The organism is bacterium (genome assembly GCA_021372615.1).
Classification (GTDB): Bacteria; Armatimonadota; Zipacnadia; order Zipacnadales; family UBA11051; genus JAJFUB01.
Window position 1 is genome coordinate 1 of record JAJFUB010000121.1, and the last position, 26,542, is coordinate 26,542.

The 26,542-nt window shown below is 67.6% G+C and carries 18 protein-coding genes; 7 read left to right on the plus strand and 11 right to left on the minus strand.

Annotated elements, in window-relative coordinates; genetic code table 11:
- Positions 1-44: 44 nt before the first annotated feature.
- The gene (locus LLH23_17735; GenBank protein ID MCE5240309.1) at positions 45-1,889 is read right to left on the minus strand and encodes an ABC transporter permease subunit; all 1,845 of its coding nucleotides are present in this window, start codon (positions 1,887-1,889) and stop codon (positions 45-47) included.
- A 58-nt stretch (positions 1,890-1,947) separates the two neighbouring features.
- On the opposite strand from LLH23_17735, the gene LLH23_17740 reads away from it, so the two are divergent.
- Positions 1,948-2,604: a DUF1648 domain-containing protein gene (locus LLH23_17740; GenBank protein MCE5240310.1), complete on the plus strand. Its 657-nt coding sequence runs from the start codon at positions 1,948-1,950 to the stop codon at positions 2,602-2,604.
- A gap of 113 nt (positions 2,605-2,717) precedes the next feature.
- On the opposite strand, the gene LLH23_17745 is transcribed toward LLH23_17740, so the two are convergent.
- From LLH23_17745 to LLH23_17760, 4 genes are all read right to left on the minus strand, one after another.
- Entirely contained in the window at positions 2,718-3,920 is a 1,203-nt protein-coding gene (locus LLH23_17745; GenBank protein MCE5240311.1) for a Fic family protein, read from the minus strand.
- Between the two features lie 7 nt (positions 3,921-3,927).
- Complete coding sequence (locus tag LLH23_17750) at positions 3,928-5,301, minus strand: extracellular solute-binding protein (GenBank protein ID MCE5240312.1); 1,374 nt, start codon at positions 5,299-5,301, stop codon at positions 3,928-3,930.
- Positions 5,302-5,549: 248 nt separating this feature from the next.
- On the minus strand, positions 5,550-6,086 hold the full coding sequence (locus tag LLH23_17755) for a hypothetical protein (protein MCE5240313.1): 537 nt from the start codon (positions 6,084-6,086) through the stop codon (positions 5,550-5,552).
- 742 nt (positions 6,087-6,828) lie between these two features.
- Positions 6,829-8,226 (minus strand): sulfatase-like hydrolase/transferase, encoded by a 1,398-nt coding sequence (locus LLH23_17760; GenBank protein ID MCE5240314.1) that lies wholly within the window; start codon positions 8,224-8,226, stop codon positions 6,829-6,831.
- A gap of 147 nt (positions 8,227-8,373) precedes the next feature.
- Here LLH23_17760 and LLH23_17765 point away from each other — a divergent pair, with 147 nt between their 5' ends.
- Complete coding sequence (locus LLH23_17765; GenBank protein MCE5240315.1) at positions 8,374-9,213, plus strand: hypothetical protein; 840 nt, start codon at positions 8,374-8,376, stop codon at positions 9,211-9,213.
- On the opposite strand, the gene LLH23_17770 is transcribed toward LLH23_17765, so the two are convergent.
- The 3 genes from LLH23_17770 to LLH23_17780 all read right to left on the minus strand — a co-directional run bounded on the left by LLH23_17770 (position 9,214) and on the right by LLH23_17780 (position 15,396).
- On the minus strand, positions 9,214-10,002 hold the full coding sequence (locus LLH23_17770) for a hypothetical protein (protein MCE5240316.1): 789 nt from the start codon (positions 10,000-10,002) through the stop codon (positions 9,214-9,216).
- A 149-nt stretch (positions 10,003-10,151) separates the two neighbouring features.
- On the minus strand, positions 10,152-14,663 hold the full coding sequence (locus LLH23_17775) for a hypothetical protein (GenBank protein ID MCE5240317.1): 4,512 nt from the start codon (positions 14,661-14,663) through the stop codon (positions 10,152-10,154).
- A 142-nt stretch (positions 14,664-14,805) separates the two neighbouring features.
- Positions 14,806-15,396 carry a DUF1559 domain-containing protein gene (locus LLH23_17780; GenBank protein MCE5240318.1) on the minus strand — a complete coding sequence of 197 codons (591 nt, stop codon included), beginning with the start codon at positions 15,394-15,396 and terminating at the stop codon, positions 14,806-14,808.
- A 155-nt stretch (positions 15,397-15,551) separates the two neighbouring features.
- Between LLH23_17780 and LLH23_17785 the strand changes: the two genes are divergently transcribed.
- The 5 genes from LLH23_17785 to LLH23_17805 all read left to right on the plus strand — a co-directional run bounded on the left by LLH23_17785 (position 15,552) and on the right by LLH23_17805 (position 22,769).
- Positions 15,552-16,784: a dipeptidase gene (locus LLH23_17785; GenBank protein ID MCE5240319.1), complete on the plus strand. Its 1,233-nt coding sequence runs from the start codon at positions 15,552-15,554 to the stop codon at positions 16,782-16,784.
- Between the two features lie 49 nt (positions 16,785-16,833).
- A complete protein-coding gene (locus LLH23_17790) occupies positions 16,834-17,523 on the plus strand; it encodes a hypothetical protein (GenBank protein ID MCE5240320.1) in 690 nt (229 codons plus the stop codon).
- Positions 17,524-17,635: 112 nt separating this feature from the next.
- A complete protein-coding gene (locus tag LLH23_17795; protein MCE5240321.1) occupies positions 17,636-18,907 on the plus strand; it encodes an alpha-L-fucosidase in 1,272 nt (423 codons plus the stop codon).
- Positions 18,908-18,968: 61 nt separating this feature from the next.
- Complete coding sequence (locus LLH23_17800) at positions 18,969-20,408, plus strand: CRTAC1 family protein (GenBank protein MCE5240322.1); 1,440 nt, start codon at positions 18,969-18,971, stop codon at positions 20,406-20,408.
- 3 nt (positions 20,409-20,411) lie between these two features.
- Complete coding sequence (locus LLH23_17805; GenBank protein ID MCE5240323.1) at positions 20,412-22,769, plus strand: hypothetical protein; 2,358 nt, start codon at positions 20,412-20,414, stop codon at positions 22,767-22,769.
- 97 nt (positions 22,770-22,866) lie between these two features.
- Here the strand turns inward: LLH23_17805 and LLH23_17810 are convergent, their stop codons facing one another.
- From LLH23_17810 to LLH23_17820, 3 genes are all read right to left on the minus strand, one after another.
- Entirely contained in the window at positions 22,867-23,634 is a 768-nt protein-coding gene (locus LLH23_17810) for a GntR family transcriptional regulator (protein ID MCE5240324.1), read from the minus strand.
- 60 nt (positions 23,635-23,694) lie between these two features.
- Positions 23,695-24,846 (minus strand): ATP-binding protein, encoded by a 1,152-nt coding sequence (locus tag LLH23_17815; GenBank protein ID MCE5240325.1) that lies wholly within the window; start codon positions 24,844-24,846, stop codon positions 23,695-23,697.
- 97 nt (positions 24,847-24,943) lie between these two features.
- A complete protein-coding gene (locus LLH23_17820; GenBank protein ID MCE5240326.1) occupies positions 24,944-26,434 on the minus strand; it encodes a serine protease in 1,491 nt (496 codons plus the stop codon).
- Positions 26,435-26,542: the final 108 nt, after the last annotated feature.

The following is a 26,542-nucleotide window of genomic DNA, read 5'->3' on the forward strand; positions in this document are numbered from 1 at the left end:
GTTGGGACAACCTGTGCGGCTCTGGAGAGCCGCGCTCCAACGACCTACTTCACGGCGCCGGCCGTCAGGCCCTTGATGATGTGCTTTTGGAAGACGAAGTACAGCACCAGGATGGGCACGACGGCGATCATCACGCCCGCCAGCACCACCGACCAGTCGGTCGCGTGCTCGCCCTGGAAGTTCAGCAGCCCCACCGGCAGGATCTGCCACAGCTTGTCCTTCACGAGCACCAGCGCCAGCGGCAGCTCGTTCCACACCCACGAGGCCTGGAAGATGCACACCGTGGCCACCGCCGGCCGCGCTACGGGCAGCAGCACGTGCCACAGCGTCCGCAGGTGGCCGCAGCCATCCACCTCCGCCGCATCAATCAGCTCCTGCGGCAGCCCCGCAAAGTACGCCCGCAGCATCAGCACCATCAGCGGCAGCCCGAAGGCCACGTACGGGCCGATGAGGGCCGGCCAGTTGACCAGGTGCAGGCGGTTGCTCTGGATGAACAGCGGGATGAGCGAGGCATGGACGGGCAGCAGGATGCCGCCGACGATCAGGCCGAACAGGACCATCCCGCCGCGCACGCGCAGCCGGGCGAAGACGTACGCCGCCGGGGCGCTGCACGCCAGCGCCAGCCCGACCGACAGGATCGTCACCACCACGCTGTTGAGCAGGTAGCGGCCAATCCCCCCGTGCCACGCAGCCGCGTAGTTGGCCCACAGCCACTGCCTGGGCAGCGCCCAGGGCTGCAGCATCAGGTCGTTGAGGCTCTTGAACGACCCCAGCGCCGCCCAGACGACCGGCAGGAGGGTCAGCACGGCCAGCAGGGCGAAGCCGATGTCGCCGAGCGTCCGTCCGAGGCGGCGCGGCAGGCGCTCCCACAGGTGGCCGACCAGCAGCGCCAGCGCCACCAGCCCCGCGACGCCCAGCAACACCCCGAGGGCGCGCGGGAGTGGCAGCCGCCAGAAGAGCACGCCCACGGCCAATGCGCCCAGGACGCGCCAGAGCCACCGTGTCACCCGCTCCGGCAGCGACACTTCCTCCAGGGCCGTCAGCTTCAGGTACACGACCGTGAAGGCCAGCGTGATCAGCAGCATGATGACGGCGATGGCCGCGCTGTAGCCCATGCGGTCCTCGGTGAAGGCCGTGCGGTACATGAAGGTGGCGAGCACGTCACTGCTGGTCCCCGGCCCGCCGTTGGTCATCACCTTGACCAGGTCGAAGATCTTCACCGAGCCCACGGTGATGAGCAGGGCGTCCACGAGCAGCACCCGCCGCAGGTTCGGCAGCGTCACATGCCAGAAGGCCTGCCAGCCCGTCGCCCCGTCCAGCCGCGCCGCCTCGTACAGGTCGTCCCCGATGGCCTGCACCCCTGCCAGCACGATCATCATGTGGAAGCCCACATAGCGCCAGCACGAGACGGCGATGACCGCGAAGATGGCCGTCTCGCTCTCGCCCAGCCAGCCGTGAGCGAGGCTCTCCAGGTGCGCCGCGGTCAGCAGCGTGTTGAGCGGCCCGAGGCTGGGCTCGTAGATGAGCTGCCAGACCAGGCCGACAGCCACGATGGGCAGGACGAAGGGGGCGAAGAAGAGCGTGCGCAGGAGTTGATGGCGGCGCAGCGCCGACCCGACCCCGACCGCCAGCAGCAGCGCCAGCGGCAGCTGCACGGCCAGCGACAGGACGATGAACAGGCCGTTGTTGCGCAGGGCCATGGTGAAGTTGGGGTCGGCCAGCAGGTCGGCGTAGTTCCTCCACCCGACCGCCAGCCGCGTCTGGTCCACGGCGCTCCAGCTGGAGAACCCTAGCAGAAACGTATGGGCAATCGGATATAGTATGTAGCCGGCGAAGAACAGCAGGGCCGGCAGCAGCAACAGGTAGGCCAGGGCGGGGCTGCGACGCATGGCGCAGTATTCGCCGGCCCGCCCCTGCAAGCCTGCCGCCCTCCCGGAGGCCACCGACATGCGCACCGTCCCCACCCAGCTCCTCTGCGTCCTGCTCATCGCGCTCGCCGTGGGCTACGCCCTGTGGCTGTACCCGCACTTGCCCGAGCGCGTGCCGACCCACTGGAACGCGGCCGGCAAGGTGGACGGCTGGGGGCCGCGCGGGACGGCCGCCTTCATGACCCCGGCGATGATGGGCGGCTTCTGGCTACTGCTGCTCGTGCTCCCGCTCATCTCCCCCCGGCGCTTCAAGGTAGAGGGCTTCCGCGACACGTGGAACCTGGTCATCATGCTGGCCATGGCGATGTTCGCCTTCATCCAGGTGATCATGTTGCAGGCGGCGCTGCACCCGGGGGTGGACGTGGGGAGGCTGCTGATCGCGGGGCTCTGTCTCTTCCTGGCGGCCCTGGGCCTGTTGATGCCGCGCGTGGGGCCCAACTTCTGGATGGGGATCCGTACGCCGTGGACGCTCGCGAGCGAGACGGTGTGGACGGCGACGCACCGCGTGGCCGCGTGGACGATGGGCGTGGGCGGGGTACTGGGCGCCCTGCTGGCCCTGGTCGGCGTGCCGCCTCTGTTTGCCTTCACACTGGTCATCGTCTCGGCGATCTACCCGGCCTTCTACTCGCTGTGGCTGTACAAGTGGCTGGAGCGGGAGGGGAAGCTGGCGGAATGAGACGTGGAATTGGGGCTAAGGGGAGCCGCGCAACTTGCGCTATTTGGGGGCAAAAAGGGCGGAGAACGGCGCTACGGGCCCTTCTCGGTCCGTGGGGCGCGATCTGACTTGCGTTATTCGGGGGCCTGAGGTTGCGCTAACAGCGCCTTCAAGAGGCTCCCGTAGGACTCCGCCAGCTCCCAGGAACGGACGCGCACGGCGCCGGCGCAGGGACGGATGAAGCCCTCCTCGTGCCATTCGCGCAGCCACGTGCGCGCCGTCGTGGCCGAGACCATGAACCAGTCGGCGACCTCAGCGGGACTGAAGGGCCGTGCGCCGGTCTCATCGGCCGAATGCGCCAGTCGCACGAGGAGTTGCTGTTGTCGGCGGGAGAGGTGTTCCCACGGCGTATCCTCGGCCTGCTGTGCCTTGTGCAGCGACAGGGCCCGGGACCCGAGGCGGTTCGCAGCCAGTGCCAGCGTGTGCGTGAAGTACTCCAACCACGGCGTTAGGTCGGGGTCGTTCCGGCCCTCGTAGTAGTTCATCGGCAGCCCCATCTGCAGGTTGTCGTAGTACAGCTTCAAGTCCCTGAAGTACTCCTCTTCGACCGAAAGGAACCCTCGCATGCGGTAGCCGCCTAACCACAGATCAGCGGTGGCCAAGGCTCGGGCAGTGCGGCCGTTCCCGTCGTCAAAGGGATGGATGGTCACAAGCTGATACGCTAGTATTCCGGCACGGATGGGAACCGGGAGCAACTGCGTCAGCAGCGATATGCGCCACCCGCAGAGCGCCTCCATGAGTTCGGGAACGTCCTCTGGGGCGGGTGGCCCATACTCAATCGTGGCCGTCGCCCTGTCTACGACGGGGCACTCGGATGAGCGGTAGCTGCTCATCCGCGGGCGCCGCCCTCGACCGCGAGGGATGATCATGCTGTGAAGCATGCAGATGAATGGCTCGGAGATGAGGACACGTCCCGGCTCTCTCAGTTCGTACTCGGTCGGGTGCTGTGTCTCGGGGATGAGACGCTGGACAAGGGGATCGGGCAGCCTACGCTCCAGCCACTCCAGGGCATTCCAGTAGTTCCGAACCTCCTGCTGCTGGCGCGAGCCCGTACGGTCCGAGTGCGACAGCGCTTCCCTGATCTCCTCGAGTGAGAGGGTGTTCCCCTCGATCGCCGTGGAGTAGCGCGTGGATTGCCTCTGCGCCTCATACCTTAGCAGGAACGCCGCATCCGGCGGCAGTGGCAGCACCTCGATCAGCTGGCGTGCGCCCTCGATGGTCATCAGATCCCTGACCATCGAGTCTGTGTAGCAGAAGCGCGGCTCATAGGTCATCATCTTGTGCTCACTGCCCCTTCGCCTGCAGCTCCCGCTTCACGTCCCGCTGCCTCTGCCGCACCGCCGTCATCACATCCGACGGCGTCTTCTTGCCCTCCAGCAGGTTCTGGATCCCGCCCATGTACGCCTGGGCCACCGACTCCTCCATCAGCGTGTCCGTCCACGCCGATAGGCACGGGGCGGCCTTAACGATGTCGGCGTACTTGCGCAGGCGCGGGCCGGCGTTCTCGGCGGTCACGGCGCCCTGGACCTGCACCAGCTCCTGGCACTTGCTCACGAACTGCTGGGCCTGCTGCACCTCCGTCATGAACTGGAGGAACTTCACCGCCGCCGCGCGGTTGGGGGTCTTGGACGAGATCACGTAGCCATCTGCCGAGCCGGCCAGGCAGTTCTGCTCGCCCTTGCCGCCGGCCACCGGCGGGAAGTTGAAGAAGTCCCAGGAGTTCCAGAAGCTCTCGGGGGCCTCGCCGCCCTTGGACAGCCGGGCGAAGTCCCATGTGCCCGTGTAGAACATCGCGGCCTTGCCCGAGTAGAACCCCGTGCGGGCCATGGCCCGGTCCACGCCGTTGGGGGCCTTGCTGAAGCATCCCTTGTCCGCCATGTCCTTCAGGGTGTCGAGCGACTTGGTCCAGGCCGGGTCGTCGTAGCTGCCGGGCCCGAGCGGGTCATACTGCCGCTCGGCCGCCGCTTTGCCGATCAGCCGCTGGGTCAGCACGCACGGGAAGTGGCTGGCCGGCCACTTCTGCATGTTGCCCAGCGCCAGCGGCGTGAGGCCCTTGGCCTTGATGTTGTCGCACAGGGCCAGCAGCTCGTCCCAGCTCTGCGGCACCTTCCACCCGTTCTTGGCGAACAGGTCCTTGTTGTACAGGAAGAAGGTGCACTGCAGCAGGTAGGGGACACCATAGGTCTTGCCGTCGTAGGTGTAGCTATCCAGCGAGGAGGCGACCAGGCGGCTGCGCCAGGCCTTGTTGCTCGCGTCCAGGTCGGCGGTGAGGTCCGCGACGTTGCCCCCCCGCACGAAGTTGTGCAGCATCTTCTCGCCGCTCCAGACGAAGAAGATGTCCGGCGGCTGAGCACCGCCCAGAGCCACGCGGATGTTGGTCTTGTACGCATCGGGCTCCTGAGCGTTGGTCTGGATGGCGATGTCGGGGTTGGCCGCCTGGAAAGCCGTGATGATGTCGGCCAGAGCGTCCTGGCGCGGGCTGGTGTTCCAGATGGTCCAGAGCTGCAGCGTGACCTTGCCGCCGGCCTGCTGCGGCGTGGCCCCGGGCACGAGCGGCCCGGCGCCGGTCGTGGGAGCCTGGTTCTGCGCGCCGGGCTGACAGCCCACACACAGCGCGATGAAGAGCACAACGACAGCGAGTGCGATGGTGCGAGACACGTGTTCAACCTCCGGACCCACCCCCGCTGCTTCGCAGCGACCCCTCCCCAAGAGACGCCGCGCGTCTCAGGGGAGGGGTTACTCGTGATGAGGGTTGGCGGGTTCTCCTGAACGATACCGGCCAGCCGGTCCCTTCGTCAAGAACAACAAACCGGCCGAGCTGGTATCCTCCGGCATCTCGCCATGCGCCCGTGCGGCGCCCGGTGCGCCAGGGGGGCAGCGTTCGCCGCCCCCCTGGCGGTGCGGGCTCACGGGGTGTAGGTCCCCCAACGGGTCGCCCAGGGGTCCTCGAACTTGACGTGCCCGTCGGCGAACGTCTCCCAGTTCACATGCGCTCCATAGCCCGTGGTGTGTCGCCCTGGCACCGGTATCACGAGGCCATCCCCCGGGTTGTCGCACGCGTTGGGGCGCAGGCGGGCCGAGTCGTAGAGGGCGATCACCCTCGACGGCTCATGGATGTCCCGCAGGTACCGCCGGCTCAGGTTGCCGTTCATGGCGTACCCGAACTGGGCGTCCACCGCCGGACACTGGTAGAGCGCGCGCGACATATGGTAGGGCAACATTCCCGTGCACCAGCGGTTGGCCAGGGGCATGCGCTCGTCCCAGTCCTGGCAGTACTGCAGCAGCGCGGACCCCAACTGCCTCATGTTGCTGAAGCACTGGTCCCGCGCCTCAGGCGTGTCTCTGTTGCCGGCCCAGAGCGCCGGCCCCACCACCATGGCCAGTAGAACGGCCATCGCGGCCAACACCAGCATGTCCGGCACCCGGCCCATTCGTTCGCGCATGAAACCTCTCTCCTTGTTCGCTTCGCGATGCCGTCTCTGCTCCGTCCGGTCAACTCCCGTTTCGTGGCTGGGCTACCCGACGGCTGCTCCGTCGCCGCTTCCCAGGGCGACCCAGATCTCCGCCGGGTTGAGCGTCAGGTCCACCTTGACCACCTCGGCCTTGCGCGACGGCCCCTGCGACGCCAACCTGGCGGCCAGCTCAACCGCCGCCTCGTCAAGCGACGCAGCGGCTCACGAGGGCGCCACGCCTTGCGAGGGGGGCACGCCGGTTATGCTCTCGGTCGCATACGGTTTCCCTAGCTTGTTGTTCTGAGCCAACACCAGGGCGCACTGCAGCGACACTGCCAGATAGACGCCGACCATCACCTGCGAACGTATGACGAACGCACCTCCATGGGGATGCACGACAAGTGGAATGCCCGACACCCGCAAGGTCGCGGGCGTCGAGGGCAGACACTGGCATGAGACGCCGATGAGCGGGAGTTTGGGGCTGATGGCGGGACGATCGGGGCTTCCCCCAGACGACACGGGCATGGCGATACCGGAGAAGATACTACGCACTATAGTAATCACGTCTCAGACTGTCAAGCAGTTCCTGCTTGTTGTCTGCCATCGTCGCGAGACGCCCGTGACCGGCTCAGTAGAGCGGCAGACGGCCTGCCCCGGGAGGGCCCGGCGGCAGGCCGCCTGTCGTCTCGTCTGACGTTTGCTTGCAGCGACGACCGGTGTCCCGGATCGCCCGCTACTTTCCTTCCTTGCTCTCTTTGTCCTGCAGCGCCGCGGCGGTCTTCGGGCTGCCGATGTACAGGCCGTCGTAGGCCTCCTGTGAGGACTCGAAACCTCGGCCCAGACCCTTGCCGTGCCAGTTCAGGTTGGTCTTGATCGGCGCCGGGCGGCCGGTCTCGGCCTCGCGCCTGGCTACGTGGTCGTTGAGCTTCTGCTCCAGCGCCGCCAGGATGAGCGGCTCGCTGTCGGCCACATTGTGGTTCTCGCCCGGGTCGTCCAGCAGGTTGTACAGCTCCACCTCGGGCTTGAAGTGGAAGTCCGGCTCCAGTGCGTGCATGAGCTTCCACTCGCTCGTGCGCCAGCCGTGCTTGCGCATCCACGTGCACTCGGTGATGTAGAAGCCGTTGTAATTGTTCGCCACCTCGCCGGTGATCATCGGAATCTGGCTCTTGCCGTCGAGCTTCACGCCCGGCTCGATGTCCAGCAGGTCCATGAGGGTGGGCACGAGGTCCTGGTGCAGCGTGATCCCCGGCACCCGCAGGCCCTCGGGCAGCAGGCCCGGCAGGCGCAGGATGAGCGGCACATGCAGCGTGCAGTCGTACATGCCGTGGTGGTCGAAGTAGCACTCATGCTCGTCGAGCGTCTCGCCGTGGTCGGCGTTGAGGATGACGAGGGTGTTCTCGGACAGGTCGAGGTCGTCCAGCGCCTGCAGGATCGCCTGGATCGAGGCGTCCATGTAGGCGACGGCGCCGTCATACTGGGCGATGACGTAGTCGGCGTCGGTGATGCCCGGCGGCATCCAGGACAGCAGGTAGTCGCGGAAGGGCTTGAACTCCTTCATCGCGTCGAGCGAGTGGTTGCTCGGGTCGCACTCGTCGCCGGAGTAGAACATGCGGTCGAAGGGAGCGGGCGGGAGGTAGGGGCTGTGCGGGTCCATGTGGCGCAGGAACAGGCAGAAGGGCTTGTCCCCGGCCGCCAGCCGCTTGAGTTCGGGAATGGCGACCTCGTTGAGGTTGTCGGCCTTGGTCAGCGGGCGCTCGTCCCAGCCGCCCCAGCCCTTGAAGTCAATGTAGTTGTCGAAGCCCCGCGCCGCCGCGTTGCCCCGGAAGCCCACACAGGTGCTCTCGTAGCCGTGCTCGCGCAGGATCTCGGGCAGCGACTTCACGTCCTCGGGCATGGTGCCCTCATGCCGCAGCGCCACGAGCGTGTTGGAGAAGCAGTCCAGGCCGGTGAGCATCGTGCCATAGCCGGACGTGGTGGGGACGTGCGGGCAGAAGTTCTGCTCAAACAGCACGCCCTCCTCGGCCAGGCGGTCCAGGTGCGGCGTCGTGTGGAAGGGATAACCGTAGCAGCTCATGTGGCGCGCCGACAGGCTATCCACGGCGATGAACAGGATATTCAGCTTTTCAGACATGGGGTGGCTCCTGTGAGTGATGCGGGGGGATTCGCCGCCGGTCGGGCACGCACCTGCCCCCTGCTGACATGTAGGCAGGTTACCGGCGGAACGATCCGCCGCGCGGCGTGTTCTCACACAACAGGAAGACGCGGGAGAGTGAGGACGATGCGAACAGTGGTGCTGGCGATGCTGGCCATGCTGTCGGCCGTGACGGTGGCATCGGCGCAGGAGGTCAACCGGCGCGACCCGGCGGCCGTGGCGAAGGCGTATCTGGAAGCGTGCGACCGCTGGGACCTGGAGGCGGCGGCACAGCTCATGCGCCTGCCGGGTGAGGTGGAGTCCTTGCGCACGTTGCTCGAACGGCAGGGGCAGCCGATGGTGGAGCAGATCATCGGCGAAGCGCTGTGCGCGCCGCTGACCCGGCACGTGAGTCATGTGACCGGCCAGGCTGCCGTCACCGGGGATGAATGCCGGGTGCAGGCCATCGCGACCTACAGTCTGCCGACGACGCTGGTACTGCGCAGACAGGAGGATGGCACCTGGGATGTGCTCCTGGCCGAGAGCATGAGCGCGACCACCGGGGCGGAGGAGCCAATCGTGTTGCGCAACGTCGAGTTGGGGGGCAGCGTCCAGACCGACGACCAGACCGCCTGCCAGTCCAACCTCAAGCAGCTCATGCTGGCGATCCTGATGTACGCGCAGGACCATGACGAGGTGCTGCCGCCGGCGGAGACGTGGCGCGATGATCTCATGCCCTACTGCCGCAACGCGCGGATCTTCGTCTGCCCGGTGAACCCCTGGGGTTACACCTACAACACGACACTGTCGAAGAAGCCGCTGGCGCAGTTTGCCGACCCGGCGGAGACCATCGCGCTGTTTGAGGTGGGGCACGTTGAGCCCAGCATGGCGGCCGACCTGACGAAGGTCAAGTTGGCGCATCGGCACAACGGCGGGGACAACTTCGCCTACGTGGACGGGCACGTGAAGTGGTTGGCGGGGCAGTAGTCAGTGCTTCGCCAGGAACCCCCGCACCCACTCGGCCTGCTCGGGGGCCTGGTCTATGTAGAACGCCCCCAGGATATTGAAGCCCTCGATCGCACCCTGTTCCCATAGTCGCAGCATCGTCTCGTACTGCTGGGCCAGCAGGTCCAGCGGCATGTTGGTGCGGCTCGGGAAGTCGTGCAGGTAGCTGCCGACGATGACCCGCTGCCGGGGGAACTGGGCCCGGCAGTGGGCGACATGGTCGGCCAGGTGCGGGATCTCCTGGCAGTTCCACAGCCACAGGTTCACGACGTCCATGTGCGGCTTGAGCAGGGCCCATTCGGGCTGGTCGAGCTGGTTGGCATACACCACGACCCAGAGCGCCAGGTCGGTCCCGAGGGCCTCGCGCACCGCCGCCGCCCCACCGGCGCCGTAGGCGTCATGCGCGAACATGTTGCTGGCGTCGTCAATGATGCCCCCGGCGAGGTTGGGGAACTGCGCGGCCAGGCGGCGGAGGTTCGCCGCCTCGTCGCGGATGCGCTCGGGGCGCGGGTCGTGCACCCCCACGAAGCCGATCTCGTAGCCGCCCTCATTCCGGGCGTACTGGAAGTCCCACTTGGAGATGTCGGCCACCACGCGCGGGGCGTCCTGGAGCTTGCGGAACGCGATCTCGTTGTTGGGGTGGAACATGAAGTTGACGCCGGGCACGCCGAACCAGCGCCAGCCCTCGCCGACGCCGTAGAGGGTCGGCTTGACCCCGGCGTGTGTGGCAAAGCCCTCCCAGACCCAGCCGGCTTCGCGGAAAGAGGACATGGCAGCACCTCCGGTACGCCCGACACTCCTGTCGGGCACATGCCTTGGTACGCCTGACACTCTTGTCGGGCCCGTGCCCTGGTACGCCCGACACTCTTGTCGGGCACCTCCATCCGACGCCCGACAGGAGTGTCGGGCGTACCGCGCCACTATAGCCCGAACCCCACCATCCGCCCGTCCGCCATCGCCACCACCACTCGCTCGCCACACGCAGCCAGCAGCCGCGGCGCTGCCTCCGTCCGCCACTCCTTCGTCACCTTGCCCGCCCCGTTGGCGACCCGCACCAGGCCGCCCTCATCGGCGTAGACGACCCGGCCGCCGGGCAGCACCAGCACATCATTGACCCCCACACCGATGCGGTCCCGCCACAGCACCTTCCCCGCCCCGTCGAGGACATACAGATAGCCGGTGCCCGAGGCGAGTAGCACCTCTGGCTTGCCGTCGCCATTCACATCCGCGACCCTCACCCGGTTGGTCGGGTAGCCGAAGTTGTCGAAGCGCCATAGCTCCTGGCGGGTGGCGAAGTCGCTGGCGGCCGTGTCGCCGGTCGAGGAGGCGTTGATGACCTCCGTCTTGCCGTCGCCGTTGATGTCGCCGACGCCGTAGAACACATCGCCGATGGACGTATAGGACTGGAAGACGCGCTTGCCGTCGCCGTTGATGCCGACGACCGAGCCGTACTTGTCGCCCACGAAGATCGTGTCGGGCTTGGCGCCCGTGGCGGCCTCGAAGGAGAGCTGCATGGAGCCGTGCAGCGCCCAGTCGCTCTTGAACAGCAGCTTCCAGTCGCGGTCGAGCACCTGCAGGTCGAAGTTCTTCATGGTGACGACGATCTCGGGCTGCCCGTCGCCGTTCACGTCCCAGGCGCCCACGTTGTAGAGCGGGTAGGCGTTGTCGCCGAAGCTGCGGGCCCACGGGGTGCCGCGCATCTGGTGCTTGTCGAGCACCTGTCCGACGGCGGAGATGATGTAGGCATAGGTGTCGGCCGAGCCCACCAGCACCTCCAGGCCCGGCTCCGGCCGCAAGTCGGCAACGGCGAGGTCCTTGACCCTCCCGCCCACTTGCGCTTGCCAGAGCTGCTTGCCCTGCGCGTCCAGACAATGCACCAGCGGCCCGCGACCGACGAGCAGCCGGGGGCCGCCGCCATCCTGCAGATCCGCGGTCTTCACCACGCCGACCTCGGCATCGGTGCCAAAGGCGACCCAGGCGGGCTTGTCGGCGGCCGCAGCCTGCGCCGCTGTGGCGCCCGCCGCCGGCTTCGTCTGGAGCAGCGCCGCCAGCGCCTGCCGGGCCTGCGTCAGCGGCGGCAGCTTCACGGTGACGGTCTGCTTGCCCGCGGGGCAGTCGTAGCTCTGGCTACCGACCGTCAGCTTCGCGGCGCCCGCGCTCTCCACCACTGCGCTCCCGGTCTTCAGGTCAAGCTGCACGTTGAGGGCCGGCGCGGCCTGCAGGTGCAGCTCGCCCAGTTGCAGTTGCGTCATGCCGGACAGAGCGATGGCTTCGGCGGCGATCAGCCCGGCCTGGGCCTCGGCCTTCAGGCCTCCCGTGTCCACCGGCCCCAGCAGCGCCAGCGCCGGGCGTGTGCCCTGCAGGGCCACGAGGTTCGGCGCCGCCTCCACCGGCTGCAGGTCGCGACGGTGGGCGGGGAGGCTGGTGTACATCAGGGAGCAGAAACGGAGGCTCTGCCCGGCGGCAAGCTGCCCGGCCTGCCGCTGGTGGTAGAGGCTGACCGGCACCGAGATGCCCGCGCGCTCGTGGTTGGTCACGAAAGCACGCACCGGCGACGTGGTCTTGATGTGCAGGTAGCGGCTCAGGTCGGTGCTGGGCTGCGGAGCCGGCGGGAGCGCCTCGGCCTCGTAGGTCGTCTCCTTGCCGGCGGCATCCACGAGCACGAAGCGGTCCACGCGCACCGCCGGGTTCTCGCGCAAGGTCACGATCAGCAGGTGTGGTCCCTGGCCCTGGAGCGTCACGAGCGGTGACTCCGCCGTATTGGCGGCATCGCCGGTGGAGCTGCCATACTTGAGCTTAGGCATGTGGAAGGCGAGGTTCGGGCCAAGGTTCACCGATACCCACAGCGAGTCGCTGCTGCTGTCGGCGCCATAGCCGATGATCTTCAGCCGGTACTCGCCCTCCGGCAGGGCCGCGCCGAAGGCGATGCGGGATGCGCCCTGCTCCATCAGGAGAGCCTTGCCCCCGGAGGCCTCGGGGTCGTCCACGACCAGGCAGCTCTGCGTCCTGGCCGACCCCGCGCCGCGTTCGGCGACCAGGTTGCGGCCGCCCACGACCCGCTGCTCGCCGGCGCTGTCTATGGTCTTCCAGGTCAGTTCGAAGTCATAGTCCCCGGCCTCGCGCGCCGTGACCGTGTCGGCGACCAGGAAGCTCTCGCCCCGCTGCCAGAGGATCTGCCGGCGCCAGTCGCAGCCGTTGAAGTTGCGGACCTGGCTGTCGGTATAGCCCAGGCCGGGCAGGTCGGCGTGGGCCGCCAGCGCCGCCAGGCTGGGCACAAGCTGGTCCCCGCGCCCGTCGCGCAGCACCGTCAGCATGTTGTGCTCGGTGGTGTTGCGGATCAGGTAGTCATGGTCCAGCAGCCACCGCTCCCCGCCCTCGACGAACTCCACGATCTGGTTGGTGTCGAAGTGCAGGTGGTGGCCCCGGCCCACGCCATCGAGCAGCAGGTACTGGGCGTTGACGTCCCAGCTTTCGCGGAAGCTCACCTTGTCGAAGGCCTCTTCCGGGGCGACCTCAGAGCGCGTGAACGGCTCGTTGTACGTCGGCCGCGTCTGGATGCGCTGGTAGAGGGTCGGGTCGAGCATGAAGGCGTTGAGCCCGGTGAAGCGGTCGGGGCGCTCGGGCTGCAGGCCGCGGTCAAACGGGTTCTGCCAGCCGCCGCTGGTGTACTGCTGCAGCAGCCACTGGGTGCCGGGGTCCTGCGTCCACCACAGCGCCGGGGGCAAGGCGGTCAGGGCCTGGCCGGGGGTGCTCGAGAAGCCGGAGTCCCCGAAGCCACTGCCCAGCCCCCGATTGTCCAGCACGCCGACGACGTAGTCGGCATACCGTTTCAGGTTGCCGTTCTCCAGATAGGTGCGGTCGTTCTCGGCCAGCGCGTAGCTAAGCATGTGGTCGGGAACGAGTGGGAGGTAGGCATCGGAGTCCTCCGGCGCCTTCCACGAACGCGCCTGGGCCCGAAAGGCCGTGTGCGCCCGTTGCAGCTTGTCGGGCATGTCGGACAGTTGGTAGTAGCGCTGGAAGTACCGAGCGCCGCCGTAGACGCCGAGCAGGGGAAAGGTCGTGTGGTTGTACTCCGGGGCGACGCCCTCGACGCCGAGCGTGCCCCAGCCCGACACGTTGCGCACCAGATCGCGGGTGAACTGCAAGAAGGCGTTGGTCGCCGCCAGGCGCAGGTCCTCGCCGATCAGCGGGTTCTCCTCAAAGGCGTCCCACGCGCAGTTGATGGCGAAGGACTGAGTCTCCTCATTCCACGGCAGGACGGTATGGCGGTCGGTCTTCGGGCTGCGCCGCTGGCCGTCGTCGGCATACAGCCCGGCCACGGTCTGCAGAGCCTCCACTGCCTTGCGCGCATAGGCCTCGCAGCCGGTCTTCAGGTAGTCGGTGGAGTGCTTCAGGAACTCCTCGAAGGTCGGGTTGACCTTCTGCCCCGCGATCTTCGCGGCGGCCTCGGGCGACACCAACGGCTTGGGGCCGCCCTGCACCGCATAGGGCACCTTGCCGTCGTGGATGAGGCCCGCGAAAGCCTGCACGGCCGGCAGCGCCCCGGTGGGGTCGCTGCAGCCGATGATGAGCACGTTCTGGCCGCCGTTCCAGGGATAGGGGTCGTAGACGGTGTGCAGCAGGTAGTTGCCGCGCCCGGGCACGAGGCTGTCCACGAACGTGTAGCGGCTCCAGTACAGCCGCTCGATGAGCGGGTTGTTGAGCATGTTCCCCAGGCAGATGACGGTGCGCTGCGCCGGCGCGGCGGCGTCCACAGTCGCCACCACCTCCGGGTGGTAGGGTGCCAGGGCCTGCAGCAGCGCCTGCCGGGCCGCGTCATAGGCCTTGTCCTCGGGGGCCAGCACCGCCGGGGCCCGGCCAGCGACCAGCAGCGACGTCTCGCGCGCCAGAGGCCGCACCGCATCCACCGCGGCCACGGCCAGGCCCAACTCCGATGCCCTCTTCATGTCGCCCGCCTCCGCTTGACCGATGATCTGCAGCTCCGCGAGACAGGGGTGGGCCCGCAGGCCCTTGGACACGCCCGCCGTGGACCGGAAGCGCAGCGCCGCGAGCTTGACCGGATCGAAGCGGTGCTCGGCCCACTGCTTCTGCGCCGCGGCCTTCGTCTCGGCCAGAACGCGCTCGAACGTGCCGTCGCCGTCCGCGTCCGCCTCGAGGGCATAGGCCGTCGCATAGTACACATCGTTGTCCTGGTAGAGCCGCACCCCCGACACCAGGCGCGGGTGGTCGAAGGTGAAGGTGATGGTTCCCTCGCCCGAGGTCTTGACGGCGAAAGTGAGCTGGGTCTCCAGGCGGCCATCGAGCAGCGCCAGGACAGCGCCCGGCTCCGTCTCGGGAGTGACCGTGACCTTCGCCGCCACGGCGATGTTGCGGTCGGCGGCACAGGCGGGGGAGAGGCTCAGGAGTACGGCGACGACGAGCAGCAGGCGCATGGCAGGACCTCGCAATACGGGACTGCGAAGTCAGTTCGCAGTCGGTGGCGAAAAGCCCTGCTGTAGCCGCCAGAACATGAGACGGGCGACGACGCATCAAGCGCCGCCGCCCGTCCATGTCTCAGTGGGCTACACAGCCAGTCTACAGCAACTCGCCGGGGAACTGGTTCCAGCGGGCCGTCCGGTTGACCCACTTGGCGTGGCCGTCGCAGAAGGCCACGTTCGAGCCCTCATTGTGCCAGTGGGTGTAGTTCGACCACCAGGGCGGGAACATGTAGTCCCAGGCGGACACATTGTCGCACAGGAGCATGCACTCGGCTGGCTTGTCAATCTTGCCGAGAGCGGTCATCGGCCCACCGTAGCCTGAGTAGTAGATGTTGTGGTTGCATGTGTAGTCGTTGATGTAGTTGATGTCTGCTCCGGTGGGCACTGCGTTGACATGTGGGCTCTTGCTGGGGCACATGAAGATCTGGTCGTTCTTGATATACGGCCCGATCCGCGTATACCACCAGCCGCCCCCAGCAGCGGTGCGGGAGTTGTACGGCAACTGCTCGTCGTAGTCCTGCGCGTACTGCAGCATCGCCAGACTCATCTGTTTGGTGTTGGACAGACAGGCCGACTGTCGGGCCTTTTCGCGGGCCTTGGCGAAGACAGGGAACAAGATCGCGGCGAGAATGGCGATGATAGAGATGACGACCAGCAGCTCGATGAGGGTGAAGCCGCGGCGTGGCATGGTGACGGTCTCCTGCTATCGGGATAAGTACCTCCTATGATCCATTCGCCACGCGCCGCAGTCTGTCCTGCCTACGGGCCCAGAAATGCTGCCGTTGTGGAGGCTTCCGCCCGGACTGCGACGAACCCCCACCCAGCCAAGCCCGGGAGGCCACCATGAACGACCACGTACAGAAATGCTGGAATACCGCCCTGGCCCTGCTGCGGCCCACTGAGGCCCAACTGCAGCACGGCCTGGAGCTCCACCGCGACGCCCTCGTCTTCGAGACCTACGGCTTCGCACCGAATGCCTGCTTTGACGGCGCGGCCCTCGCCGCCGCGGCCGAGGAGGGGGCCTCGGCGGTCGAGCTGCAGGACCTGCGCGAGGACATGAGCATGACGCGCTGGGCCACCGTGCCCGCCGAGCGCGAGGAGTTCAAGCAGGCCTTCGACTTCGCCGGCGTCAACTGCATCTTCCAGAACGCCGGGGAAGAGGGGCAGACGGCCATGCGGCTGGCGCGGCGCCTGGCGCGTTTCACCTTCTCGACCGACGTGATGCGCGACTTCGTCTGCCGCGCGGCCTTCCCCGATGACATCAGCGCCGCCCACGCGCGCGGCGGGCACTGCCTGTACTTCACCGGCAACGGCGTGCCGCTGGTCGAGGACTGGATCACGCCCCACGATGAGTTGCGCTTCATCCGCATCTTCTTCCAGCTCGGCATCCGCATGATGCACCTGACCTACAACCGCCGGAACATGATCGGCGAGGGGTGCGCCGAGTCGTCCAACGCGGGCCTGAGCGACTTCGGGCGCATGGTGATCGCCGAGATGAACAAACAGGGCGTGATCGTGGACTGCGCGCACTCGGGCTGGCAGACGAGTCTGGAGGCCGCGCAGGCTTCGAGCAAGCCGATGGTCGCCAGCCACTCGGCCTGCGCCGCGCTGCAGCCCCACCACCGCTGCAAGCCCGATGAGGTCATCCGCGCCATCTGCGACACCGACGGCATGATCGGCATCTGCTGGGTGCCGGGCTTCCTGGGCGGCAGCGGCACCATCGTCGAGGTGCTCAACCACGTGGACTACGTGGTGCGCAACTACGGCGCCCAGTATGTCGGGCTGGGCAGCGACACCTCGTACACGCCGCAGCGGCAGGCGGAGGAGTGGTCGAAGTACCCGCGCGTCAAGGAGCGCAAGCGCTGGAACAACTTCTGGTGGCCGAACGACCCGCTGTATGACCCCAAGTTCCAGAAGCCCGAGCAGCGCGAGAGCCTGGCCTGGACGAACTGGCCGCTGATGACCGTGGGCATGGTGCAGCGCGGCTACAGCGACGACGACATTCGCCAGATCCTCGGCGGCAACATGATGCGCGTGGCGCAGGCGGCCGTCGCAGGACTGGGGCTGGAGGCCTGATATGTGGTCACCTATCGAGGCCATCCGCCTATGGCGGATACGCCGGACTGTGCGCGACCGCGACGCAGGCGTGAAGGAGGCCGAGGAGTTGCGATGCATCGGCGGAAGTGCCGCCGAGGGGCTGCGCCTTCAGGTGCTCATCGCGATGCTGTACAGGCAGCCGGACGAACAGCAATACGCCGAGACCGCCCTGCTCAAGCTTGGTCCGGCCGCGGTAGAGGCCCTGTTGGACGAACTCTCATCAAGCTGCTCGACTTGGGCCTCATTCCAGTTCACCAGGGGTCTGGGATTGAGCGTGGCGTCGGGCGCCAGAAGCCGCGCTGTAGCTGTCGCCCGCCTGCTGGGCGAGATCGGCGATGCCCGAGCAGCGGGGGCATTGCGCGGTGTGCTCAGTAGGTACGACGATGAGGGGATACGTGCCGGCTGCGTTCGAGCCCTGGCAGCACTGAGGGACGCCGATGCGGCAGACCTCTTCCTAGAGCACATCCGCCGACCCTTCCACAGCGAAGAGCTCTTTGTCGCCGCGTGCTATGCCGCCGCGGCTGTGGGCGATGTGCGAGCTGTGGACGAGATCCGCCGCAGCGTGAAGTCATACTGCAATGATGCCGCTCGGACGACGGCGGACCTACGCCCTCGCTACGCGCATCACGTGTGGAGTGCGGGCACTGGGGCGCTGCGAGTGCTGGGGGTTGATGAGGACACCATCGGAAAGCTCCGCGAGCCGACGACGAAGGCATGAGGTGGCTCAGTCCGTCGGCGGTGGCGCTGAACGTCGGACCGGGCACGCGGGGCCAGCTGGGCCGGAAGGCTCTGCGGACCGGGTGAGGCTCCCACATGGAAGCAGGCGCAACATGATCCCACGCTTTGACGATGGCCGCGATTGGTTCTTCGAGCGACGCTTCGGGCTGTTCGTCCACTGGGGGCTGTATGCTCTGGGGGAATGGCATGAGCAGGAGCAGTTCCGCCGGCCGGTGCCGCGCGCGGAGTACGCCCGCCAGATCGAGCGCTTCAACCCCGTCAAGTACGACCCCGACGAGTGGCTCGACCTGGCCCAGAGCGTGGGGATGCGCTATGTGACCTTCACCTCCAAGCACATAGACGGGTTCTGCATGTTCGACAGCGCCCACACGGACTACAAGGTCACGAACACCCCGTACGGGCGCGATGTACTGGCGATGCTGGCCGAGGCCTGCCACCGGCGCGACATGGCCCTGTGCATCTACTACTCCGTCGCCGACATGCACCACCCCAACTACCCCAACGCCGGGCGGAGCTACGAGCTGCCCGCCCCCGACCCCGGCGACGAGCCCGACCTGGACAGGTACCTGGCCTACGTCGAGGCGCAGGTGCGCGAGCTGTGCACCAACTACGGCCACCTGCACGGCTTCTGGTGGGACGCCAATGTGATCCAGCACTTCGATCCGCGCTTCCGGGCGCTGATCCGCTCCCTGCAGCCGGACGCGATCATCAACGGGCGCGGCTTCGATGCCCCCTGGCCTGCCGAGGAGGCCGGCGACTGCAGCACCCCCGAGCGCGACTATGACCCCACGGGCGAGCACTTACTCGCCTTCGAGCGCCCCACCGAGGCCTGCCAGGCCGTGGGCGTCGAGAGCTGGGGCTACCGCGCCGAGGAGGACTACTACACCGACGCCCACCTGATTCGCAGCATTGACCGGATGATGGCCCGCGGCGCCAACTATCTGCTCAACGTCGGGCCGAAGCCGGACGGCACCCTCCCCGAGCGGGCGGTGCGCATGTTGCGCACCATCGGCGACTGGTACCACCGCGTCGAGGAGGCGCTGGTGGCTGTCGAGCCCTGCTCGGACCTGATCGTCAACCGCGAGGTGCTGCTGACCCGGCGGGGCAACACGCTCTATGTCCACCTGGTGACTCCACCGCGCACCAACGCCGTCATCCTGGCGCCGCTGGCGAAGCTGCCTCGGACGGCCACGCTGCTGAACACCGGCGAGCCGGTGCAGACGCGCCTGGACCGCCTGCCGGAGCGCTTCCGCGATCCCGGCCCGTCGTTGCGGCTGTATGACCTGCCGGTCAACGAGCACGCGGGCACGGCGCTGGTGGTGAAGCTGGAGTTCGACGAGGATCCAGCGGGAGGCATTGGGTAACGTCTCCCACCCCGTCAGCACTGCGCGCCCGCACCTCAGACACTCTACCCAGGAGCCACGCATGTCCGCTCGACTCGCTGCCACCGTCTGCCTCGCCCTCTACCTCACGGCCTCCTTCGCCGCCCAGCCCACCCCCGTCTTCAAGGACCGCACTGCCGACCTGTGCCCCGGGCTGGGGAATGGCCAGGCGTGTTGGGCGGACCTGAACAACGACGGCTGGAGCGACCTCGTCGCCGGTGGCGTCGTGTGGCACAACAACGCCGGGCAGGGCTTCGCGAAGCTGACCGAAGGCGTGGGCGCGGCGGTGGCGGCTGACTATGACAACGACGGCTGGGTAGACCTGTTCTCGTGGTCGAACCTGAAGCTGTACCACAACGAGGCGGGGAAGGGGTTCAGCCCGGCGGCGCTGCCGGAGCTGCCCCCGTGCGTGTCGCGCGGCGCGTGCTGGGGCGACTTCAACGGCGATGGCTTCGTGGACCTGTACGTCGGCGGCTATGAAGACTGGAACAAGAACATCACCTACCCGAGCATGATCCTGATGAACGAGGGCGGGAAGGCGTTCCGGCTGGCCGGGACCGACGACCGCTACCGCGCGCGGGGCGTGACGGCCTGCGACTTCGACCAGGATGGCGACCTGGACACCTACGTGTCCGACTACCGCCTGCAGCCCAACCGGCTGTGGGTGAACGACGGGACGGGCCGCTTCACCGACCGGGCTGAGGCGCACAACGTGATCGCCACCTCGCCGGGCTTCGAGGGTGGGCACTCCATCGGGGCGGCGTGGGGCGACTTCGACGATGACGGCGACTTTGACCTGTTCGCCGGGAACTTCGCCCACGTGGACGACCGCGGCGACCAGCCCAAGTCGCGCTTCCTGCGCAACCGCGGGGCGGCCGGCAAGCATGTCTTCGACGACCTAGGGATCTGCGGCGTGTACTACCAGGAGTCCTATGCCAGCCCCGCCGCCGGCGACTACGACAACGACGGCGACCTCGACCTGCTGTTCACCACCGTCTACGCCACCGCGTCCTTCGGGCGCAAGAACTACCCCGTGCTGTACCGCAACGATGGCCGCTACCGCTTCGCCGACGCCACGGCGGCGGCCGGACTGGGCGAGCTGGCCGCGACCTACCAGGCGGCGTGGGGCGACTACGACAATGACGGCGACCTCGACCTCGTCAGCGCCGGGCGCCTGTTCGAGAACCAGGGGACGCCGGACATGCACTGGCTGGCCGTGCGGCTGCAGGGCGATGGCAAGGCCGTGAGCCGCTCGGCCATCGGGGCACAGGTGCGGGTGCTGCTGCGCAACCGGACCCTCACCCGACAGGTGGAAGCAGGAACGGGCGAAGGCAACCAGAATGACCTGACGCTACACTTCGGCCTCAACAACCTGACGGGACCGTTCACAGTGGAGATCACCTGGCCGGGCGGGAGGCAGCAGACAGTGGAGCGTGTGCCCGCCGACGGGATCACCACCATCCGCTACGGGGAGAAGGGATAGCGCATGACGGCTCTGCGACCTGTGATCCTGGCCCTGCTCGGCCTCACGATGGCTCTCGGTCTCGCCGCGGCCGATGATGACCCGGCGGTCTACATTACCGCCGCGGACACCGCGTGCTTCTCCCCGGCGTCGGCGCTCTCTGGTGCGGCGGCGGCCGGCCTGTGGTTCCAGCGTAAGGTCGGCTTCGCGGCGCGGGGCGACACGATCCTCACGGCGCAGGCCGGCGGCCTGTATCCTGACCTGACCGTGAAGCCGAACCTGCGCGGGCGCTACCACCTGTTCATCAACCTGCGCGAAGTCAACGCCGTCACAGGTCTGCAAGTGAAGCTCAGCGGGCGCGAGCTGGCCTACACGGTCAGCCCGGCGCTAGGCACGGCGACCGTCCACACCAACCGCGACATCCTGGTAGCGACGGATGTGGACATGACCGGCCAGACGGTGCTCCTGCGTCACATCGGGCGGTTGGTGTACTTCAGCTACCTCAAGTTCGTGCCGGTCGCCGCGGGGCCAGCGGATCTGAAGGTGGACCCCGAGCGCGTGCGCGAGGAGCCGCCGATCAGTCCGGCCACCGAGTGGGTCAAGACGCGCGATCTCGTGCACGAGGGGATGGTGGAGGTCAAGCACCAGCCCGGTGTTCCGGCCACCCCGGCGGCCATGGGCCCCGGCGGCTACGTCCTCTTCGCGCGCCCCACCCTCGACCTGATCTTCCCGGACACCGTGCCCGGGGCCGAGGACGTCGTCTCGGAGCTGCGCGTGTCCGCCGCGCGCGGGGAGGATGAGCCTGTCACCTTCGCCGTGCGCGCCGCGGCCGACCTGGGCGCGTGCCGGGTCAGCGTGGACGACTTGGTCAGCGGGACGAAGCGTATCCCCAAGGGCAGCATCCGCGTCGCGTCGGTGGCCTGCCGGAACCTGCGCGTCTCCTTCAGCGGCAAGACCTTCATGCACGCCCCGGTGATGCTGGACGCGACCTCGCCAGTCAGCCTTGCGGCGCAGCAGACGAAGCAGTTCTGGCTGACAGTGCAGGTGCCGGCAAGCGCCACGCCAGGTGACTATGCCGGGGCTGTCACCTTCATCCCGGCCCGGGGCACGCCGACGCGGCTGAAGCTGACCTTGCACGTGTATCCCTTCGTCCTGGCGGAGCCCAAGAACGTGTCGCTGGGGATGTATGACCAGCTCTGGGCGCTACGCGGAGGCGCTGACTGGCTACGCGACCACTGTGCCGACATGCGCGCCCACGGCATGACCTCGGTGGGCTATTGCGGGGGCCTCAACGGCCAAATCGTGCTCAAGAACGGCGTGGCGGGCGTGCAGTTCGACGGCAGTTGCGGCTTCGAGCAGTTCATGGAGGCCTATCGCGACGCCGGGTTCTCGCAGCCGGTGCTGTGGCTGATGAGCGGGGACATCTGGCAGTGGTGCGGCTCGCAGGCCAAGCCCGGCAGCGCGGAGTTCGCCGCCCTGCACAAACAAGTGATCCAGTCCATCCTGCGGCAGAGCCAGGCACGACGCTGGCCGGGGATCGTCTTCCAGCCCATAGACGAGCCGGGGTCGTATGAGCAGCGCCCGAACGCGGGGTACCTCGCGCAGTGGGCTGCCGAGAGCGAACTCATCAAAGCGGCCGGGGGCACCGTGGAGGTGGACCATATCCCCTTCTCGACCGACGATGAGCGCCTCAAGGGCGCCCTGGCGCGCGCTCTGCCCGTCACCGACATCTTCACTGAGCGGTTCTCGACGAAGCCCATCTGGTTCGAAAAGGATGGCTGGTGGTGGGGGAGCCTCAAAGAACAGGCGGAGCAGTGGGGCAAGCGGCTGTGGTCGTACAACATCAATGACGCCGCGTTCTTCCCCGAGTTGCCGACCATGCGCCTGGCGTACGGCTACTTCCTGTGGCTGCAGGGCGTCTCGGGGCAGTTCACATGGTCGTATCAGGGGGTGTCCGGCAGCCCCCTCAACGCCCTGGATGGGGCCTACACGGACATGATGTATACCTACCCGGCCATCCCGGAAGCCGGTGCGCCCGGCGGGCCGTCGCTCATGTGGGAGTGCATCCGCGAAGGCGTGGACGACCTGCGCTATGTGCAGATGCTCGGAGGCCTGATCGCCCGGGCAGAGGCGCGAGGTCAGGGCCAGCAGGCTGCGGCGGCGCGGGCGGTGCTGGAGCGGATGCGGGCCAGCTTCGACTGGGAGCGAGTGCGCTCGCGCAACCGGTACATCGAGTGTCAGTGGGAGCGAACGGCGACCGCGCCCAACGGGCAGCGGAGCGTCGGGGGGCGGTTCAACGTGCCGAACGGGTGGGGGCTGGAGGACTATGACCGGTGGCGCACGGCGGTGGCGCGGGAGATCGTGCGGCTGGGGGCGCTGTAGCCGTGGGAGCGCGGGCTTTCCAGCCCGCGTAGCCGTGCGGCGGGGTCGAAGTCCGCACTACGGATGAAGGGCGCGGGCTGGAAAGCCCGCGCTCCAGCTACTGACGCGTCAGCCAGACAGTGAAGGTCCACGACGGGTGGCGGCGGTCGCGGAGGAACTCCAGGGGTTGGCCGTCCTTGAGGTAGGCGGTGCGCTGGACCAGTAGCAGGGGGCTACCGGTGTAGACGTGGAGCAGGGCGGCGGTCTCCTCGTCGGCCGCCGCGGCTATGATGCGCTGCTGGGCGGCGGCGATCTCCAGGCCGTACTCCTGGGCCAGGACTTCCGTGAGCGACTCGCCCGGCTGCAGGCCGCGCTGGGCCAGGCCCGGCACACGCTGCTCCGCGAAGTACGAGGTCTGGATCGACATGGGCTCCTCGTCGCCCAGGCGCAGGCGCTTGAGGCACACGATGTTGTCGGCGCGGGACAACTGCAATTGCTGCTGGGCCTCGGGGTCCTCATCGGCGCGAAAGACGTAGAGCGCGAGGATCTGCGAGGAGGGCGTGATCTCGCGCTCCTTCATCTCGCGGGTGAACCAGGGGATGCGGGTGTAGAGGATGCGCTCTTCGCGCAAGGGGGTGGTGTCGCGGACGAAGGTGCCCAGGCCCTGGCGGCGCGTGATGATGCCGCGCTCCTCCAGCTCGCTGAGGGCCTGCTTGACCGGGGCGAGGCTGACGCCGAAGTGTCGGGTCAGTTCCTCCTGGGTGGGCAGACGGTCCTCAGGCTTGAGCTTCCCCTCGCGAATGGCTTCGAGCAGGACCTCAATGATCTGACTATAGAGCGGGACGCTATTGTCGCGCGACGGCTTGCGCAGGGCGCCAAGGTCCATAGAGGAGGGCGAGATTCCTTATATCAATATCTTGAATCTAACGGAGACATGGGGCCACTGTCAAGCGAACGGGAGGGCCTGGAGGCGGGCGGCCAGGTGCTCGATCCCGAGGCACTCCACCTCGAGTTGCCCTACCCGCAGCCGGTACGGCTCCCCCACGTCAGTGGCCACGACCCAGTTTTCCCCCTCAGGGTAGCGGCGTCTGAAGGCTACGAGGTTGCGGTCCTCGAAGGCTGACACGGAGCGCTTGGCCTCAATCGCGATCGGGGGCTGTGCCCGGAACTGGATGACGAAGTCCACCTCGTGCCCATGGGTGTCACGCCAGTAGTTGACTGGCCTGCCCGGCCGTCCCGCCTGCAACTCGTTGAGCACATAGTGTTCCCACAGGTTGCCCTCGTCATCCGGTCGCAGCGTTTCCCAGCCACGTTGGTGGCACACGAAACCGGTGTCGAAGCCGTAGACTTTGGGAGCCGCGGTGAGTTCCGTTGGCTTGTGGGTCGAGAACGGCCTGACCACCTGGGCTACTCGCGTCGCTTCCAGGACGCGGAGGTAGTTGTGCACGGTCGTACGGCTGATCTCACACGGCCCGGCGTACTTTGTCGCCTCGAAGATCCCGCCGCTCTGTACCAACAGGAGTTCGACGCAGCGCTGGAAGCCCCAGCGGCGCTCCAGGCGGAAGAGCTCCTGCACATCGCGGGCCCAGTAGGAGTCAAACCACTCCTGGTACTCAAGCTGCGGCAAGTCCGGCGCCATGAAGAACGGCGGGAGCCCGCCGCGAAGTAGGCGGTGGGTCACGTCGGTGTTGCCAAAAGTCGTCGCGTCGGCGTAGGTCATGGGCGTGAGCCACACCTCAAGCTTCCGCCCGGCCAGACTGTCCCTGAACTTCCCAGAGGCCTGCAGCGTCGAGGAGCCAGTGGCGACAACACGGACCGTCGGAAAGTGGTCAGCCGCGACCTTCAGCACCTCGGAGGGGTTGGGCAGACGCTGCACCTCGTCAAGCACCACCCGCTTGCCCTCCAGGCCTCGCCAGAAGACCTCGGGGTCCTCGAGCCGCCGACGCACTGTCGGGAGTTCGCAGTCCAGGTACTCCACGTCCGCCAGGCTCTGGCACAACATGGTCTTGCCCACACGCCGGACGCCTGACAGCCAGACGATCCGGCCACGCCGAAGCACGTCCTCAACCCGCTCGATCCAGGCCTCTCGGTAGAACATGCAGTTAGTATTGCATATTTCAGAAGAATCTGCAATACTGATCGCATATGTTACCGATCCGGGACGGGCAAGCAGACATTCAGGTCGGCGAATGTCGTCACAGGGGGTAACGGATGGGGTTACGGGGAGCCGGGGCGGTGGACGGCGGCGGGACGGCCTTCTGGAGCGGGTCCATGCCTGAGGCCTCCGTCGCCAGGACACCGATGCCCAGCAGGCGGTCGGCATCCTTGCCGATGGCGCGGCGGACCTCGTCGCCGCGCGACTGCTCGTAGGCAGTCAGGTTCGTCTGGATCCGCGTGAGCGTCTGGATGATCTCGGGGGTGGCCTGGGCCCGGCGCGCCGCGTCCAGGAAGTACGCGCAGTATCGGCTGTCCTTGTGGTTGTCAGGGTCGAGCACCCCCAGGCTGAGTTCGGTCAGCCAGGAGCCCAGATCGTAGTTGAGGCGCTCCCGTTCCGCGACCTCGCGGGTCCACTCGTCGCAGGCTTCCTCGAGCACCGCCGACTTCTCCCGGGCCGTGGCCGGCAGCGTCTGCGTCTCGGCCAACAGGCGCGACAGCTCTCGGGCGCGCTGCAGCAACTCAGCCGGGGCGCGCACGCGCTGCAGATTGGCCAGGGCCTGGTCGGCGTTGGTCTTGGAGGTCTGGCGGAGGTCCGGAGTGTACTCGGCCTTCTCCAGAACGAGGATGCCCGGGACCAGGGAGTTCAGGCGCAGGGCCGAGCCGATGGCGAAGAAGGCACGCGGGGCGTCCTCGTCGAGAGTGGCGAGCGGGCGGGGGGCCGGCTCCGTCGTCGGCGCCAGAGAGGCCACCGCGGTCTGCTGCTTCGGCTCCAGCGTCTTGCCGTCGGGCAGCGTCACCGTCAAGCCGTGGGTACTGCAGAAGTCCAGCAGCACCGGCGAGCTTACGGCGATGGCCGCGAAACCCTTGTTGAAGTCCGAGCCGGCCATCGCGCGCACGACGCCCCGCACGACGCCCTCACTGTCCACGAGCGGCCCGCCGCTGATGCCTTTGTCAATGTTGAGGTCGGCCTCGATGTTCTTGCCGTCGTTGATCAGACGGGAGACATAGCCGCGCCGCAGGCAGACGTTGGGCCCGTTGACGCTCTGGTCGAGCATTGTGCCCAGGGGGAAGCCGAAGGCGAACACCTCGGTCTGCTTGCCCATCAGGTCGGGACTGATGCGGACCGGCTCGAGGGGGGGGAGGTCTCCCTTGACGGTCAGCAGAGCGAGATCCGCCGCCCTGTCGGTCGCGACGATCTCGGCGGGAAGCTGGCGCGACTCACGGGTCCCGCTGAGGATGCGGACCGTGATCGCGGCCGAGGCGTTGCCCAGCGCGGCCGAGATGACGTGCTGGTTGGTCACGAGGTGAGTTGGGGTGACGAAGAAGCCGGTGCCTGACTCGACACTCCGGCGCGTGGAGTTGGGCTTGCTATACTCCACGGTGATGTACACGACGGCCTGCTCGAGGCTGCGCTCCCGCTCATCTGCAAGCTGCAGAGCGCGCCCCGCGGGCTGCGCCGTCGCGGCCACAGCCCCGGCCAGCAGCGCCGCCGCGACCAGCACGCACAGGATGGGGAATCTCGTCTGCACCAAAGCCTCCGGCGATCAGGGGGCGGAGACGGGATCTGCATGCCGTCTGCGCCGGTGGCATTATACGGCAAATCCGGGGGGCGGGGAAGGGCATGCAAGGGCCAACGA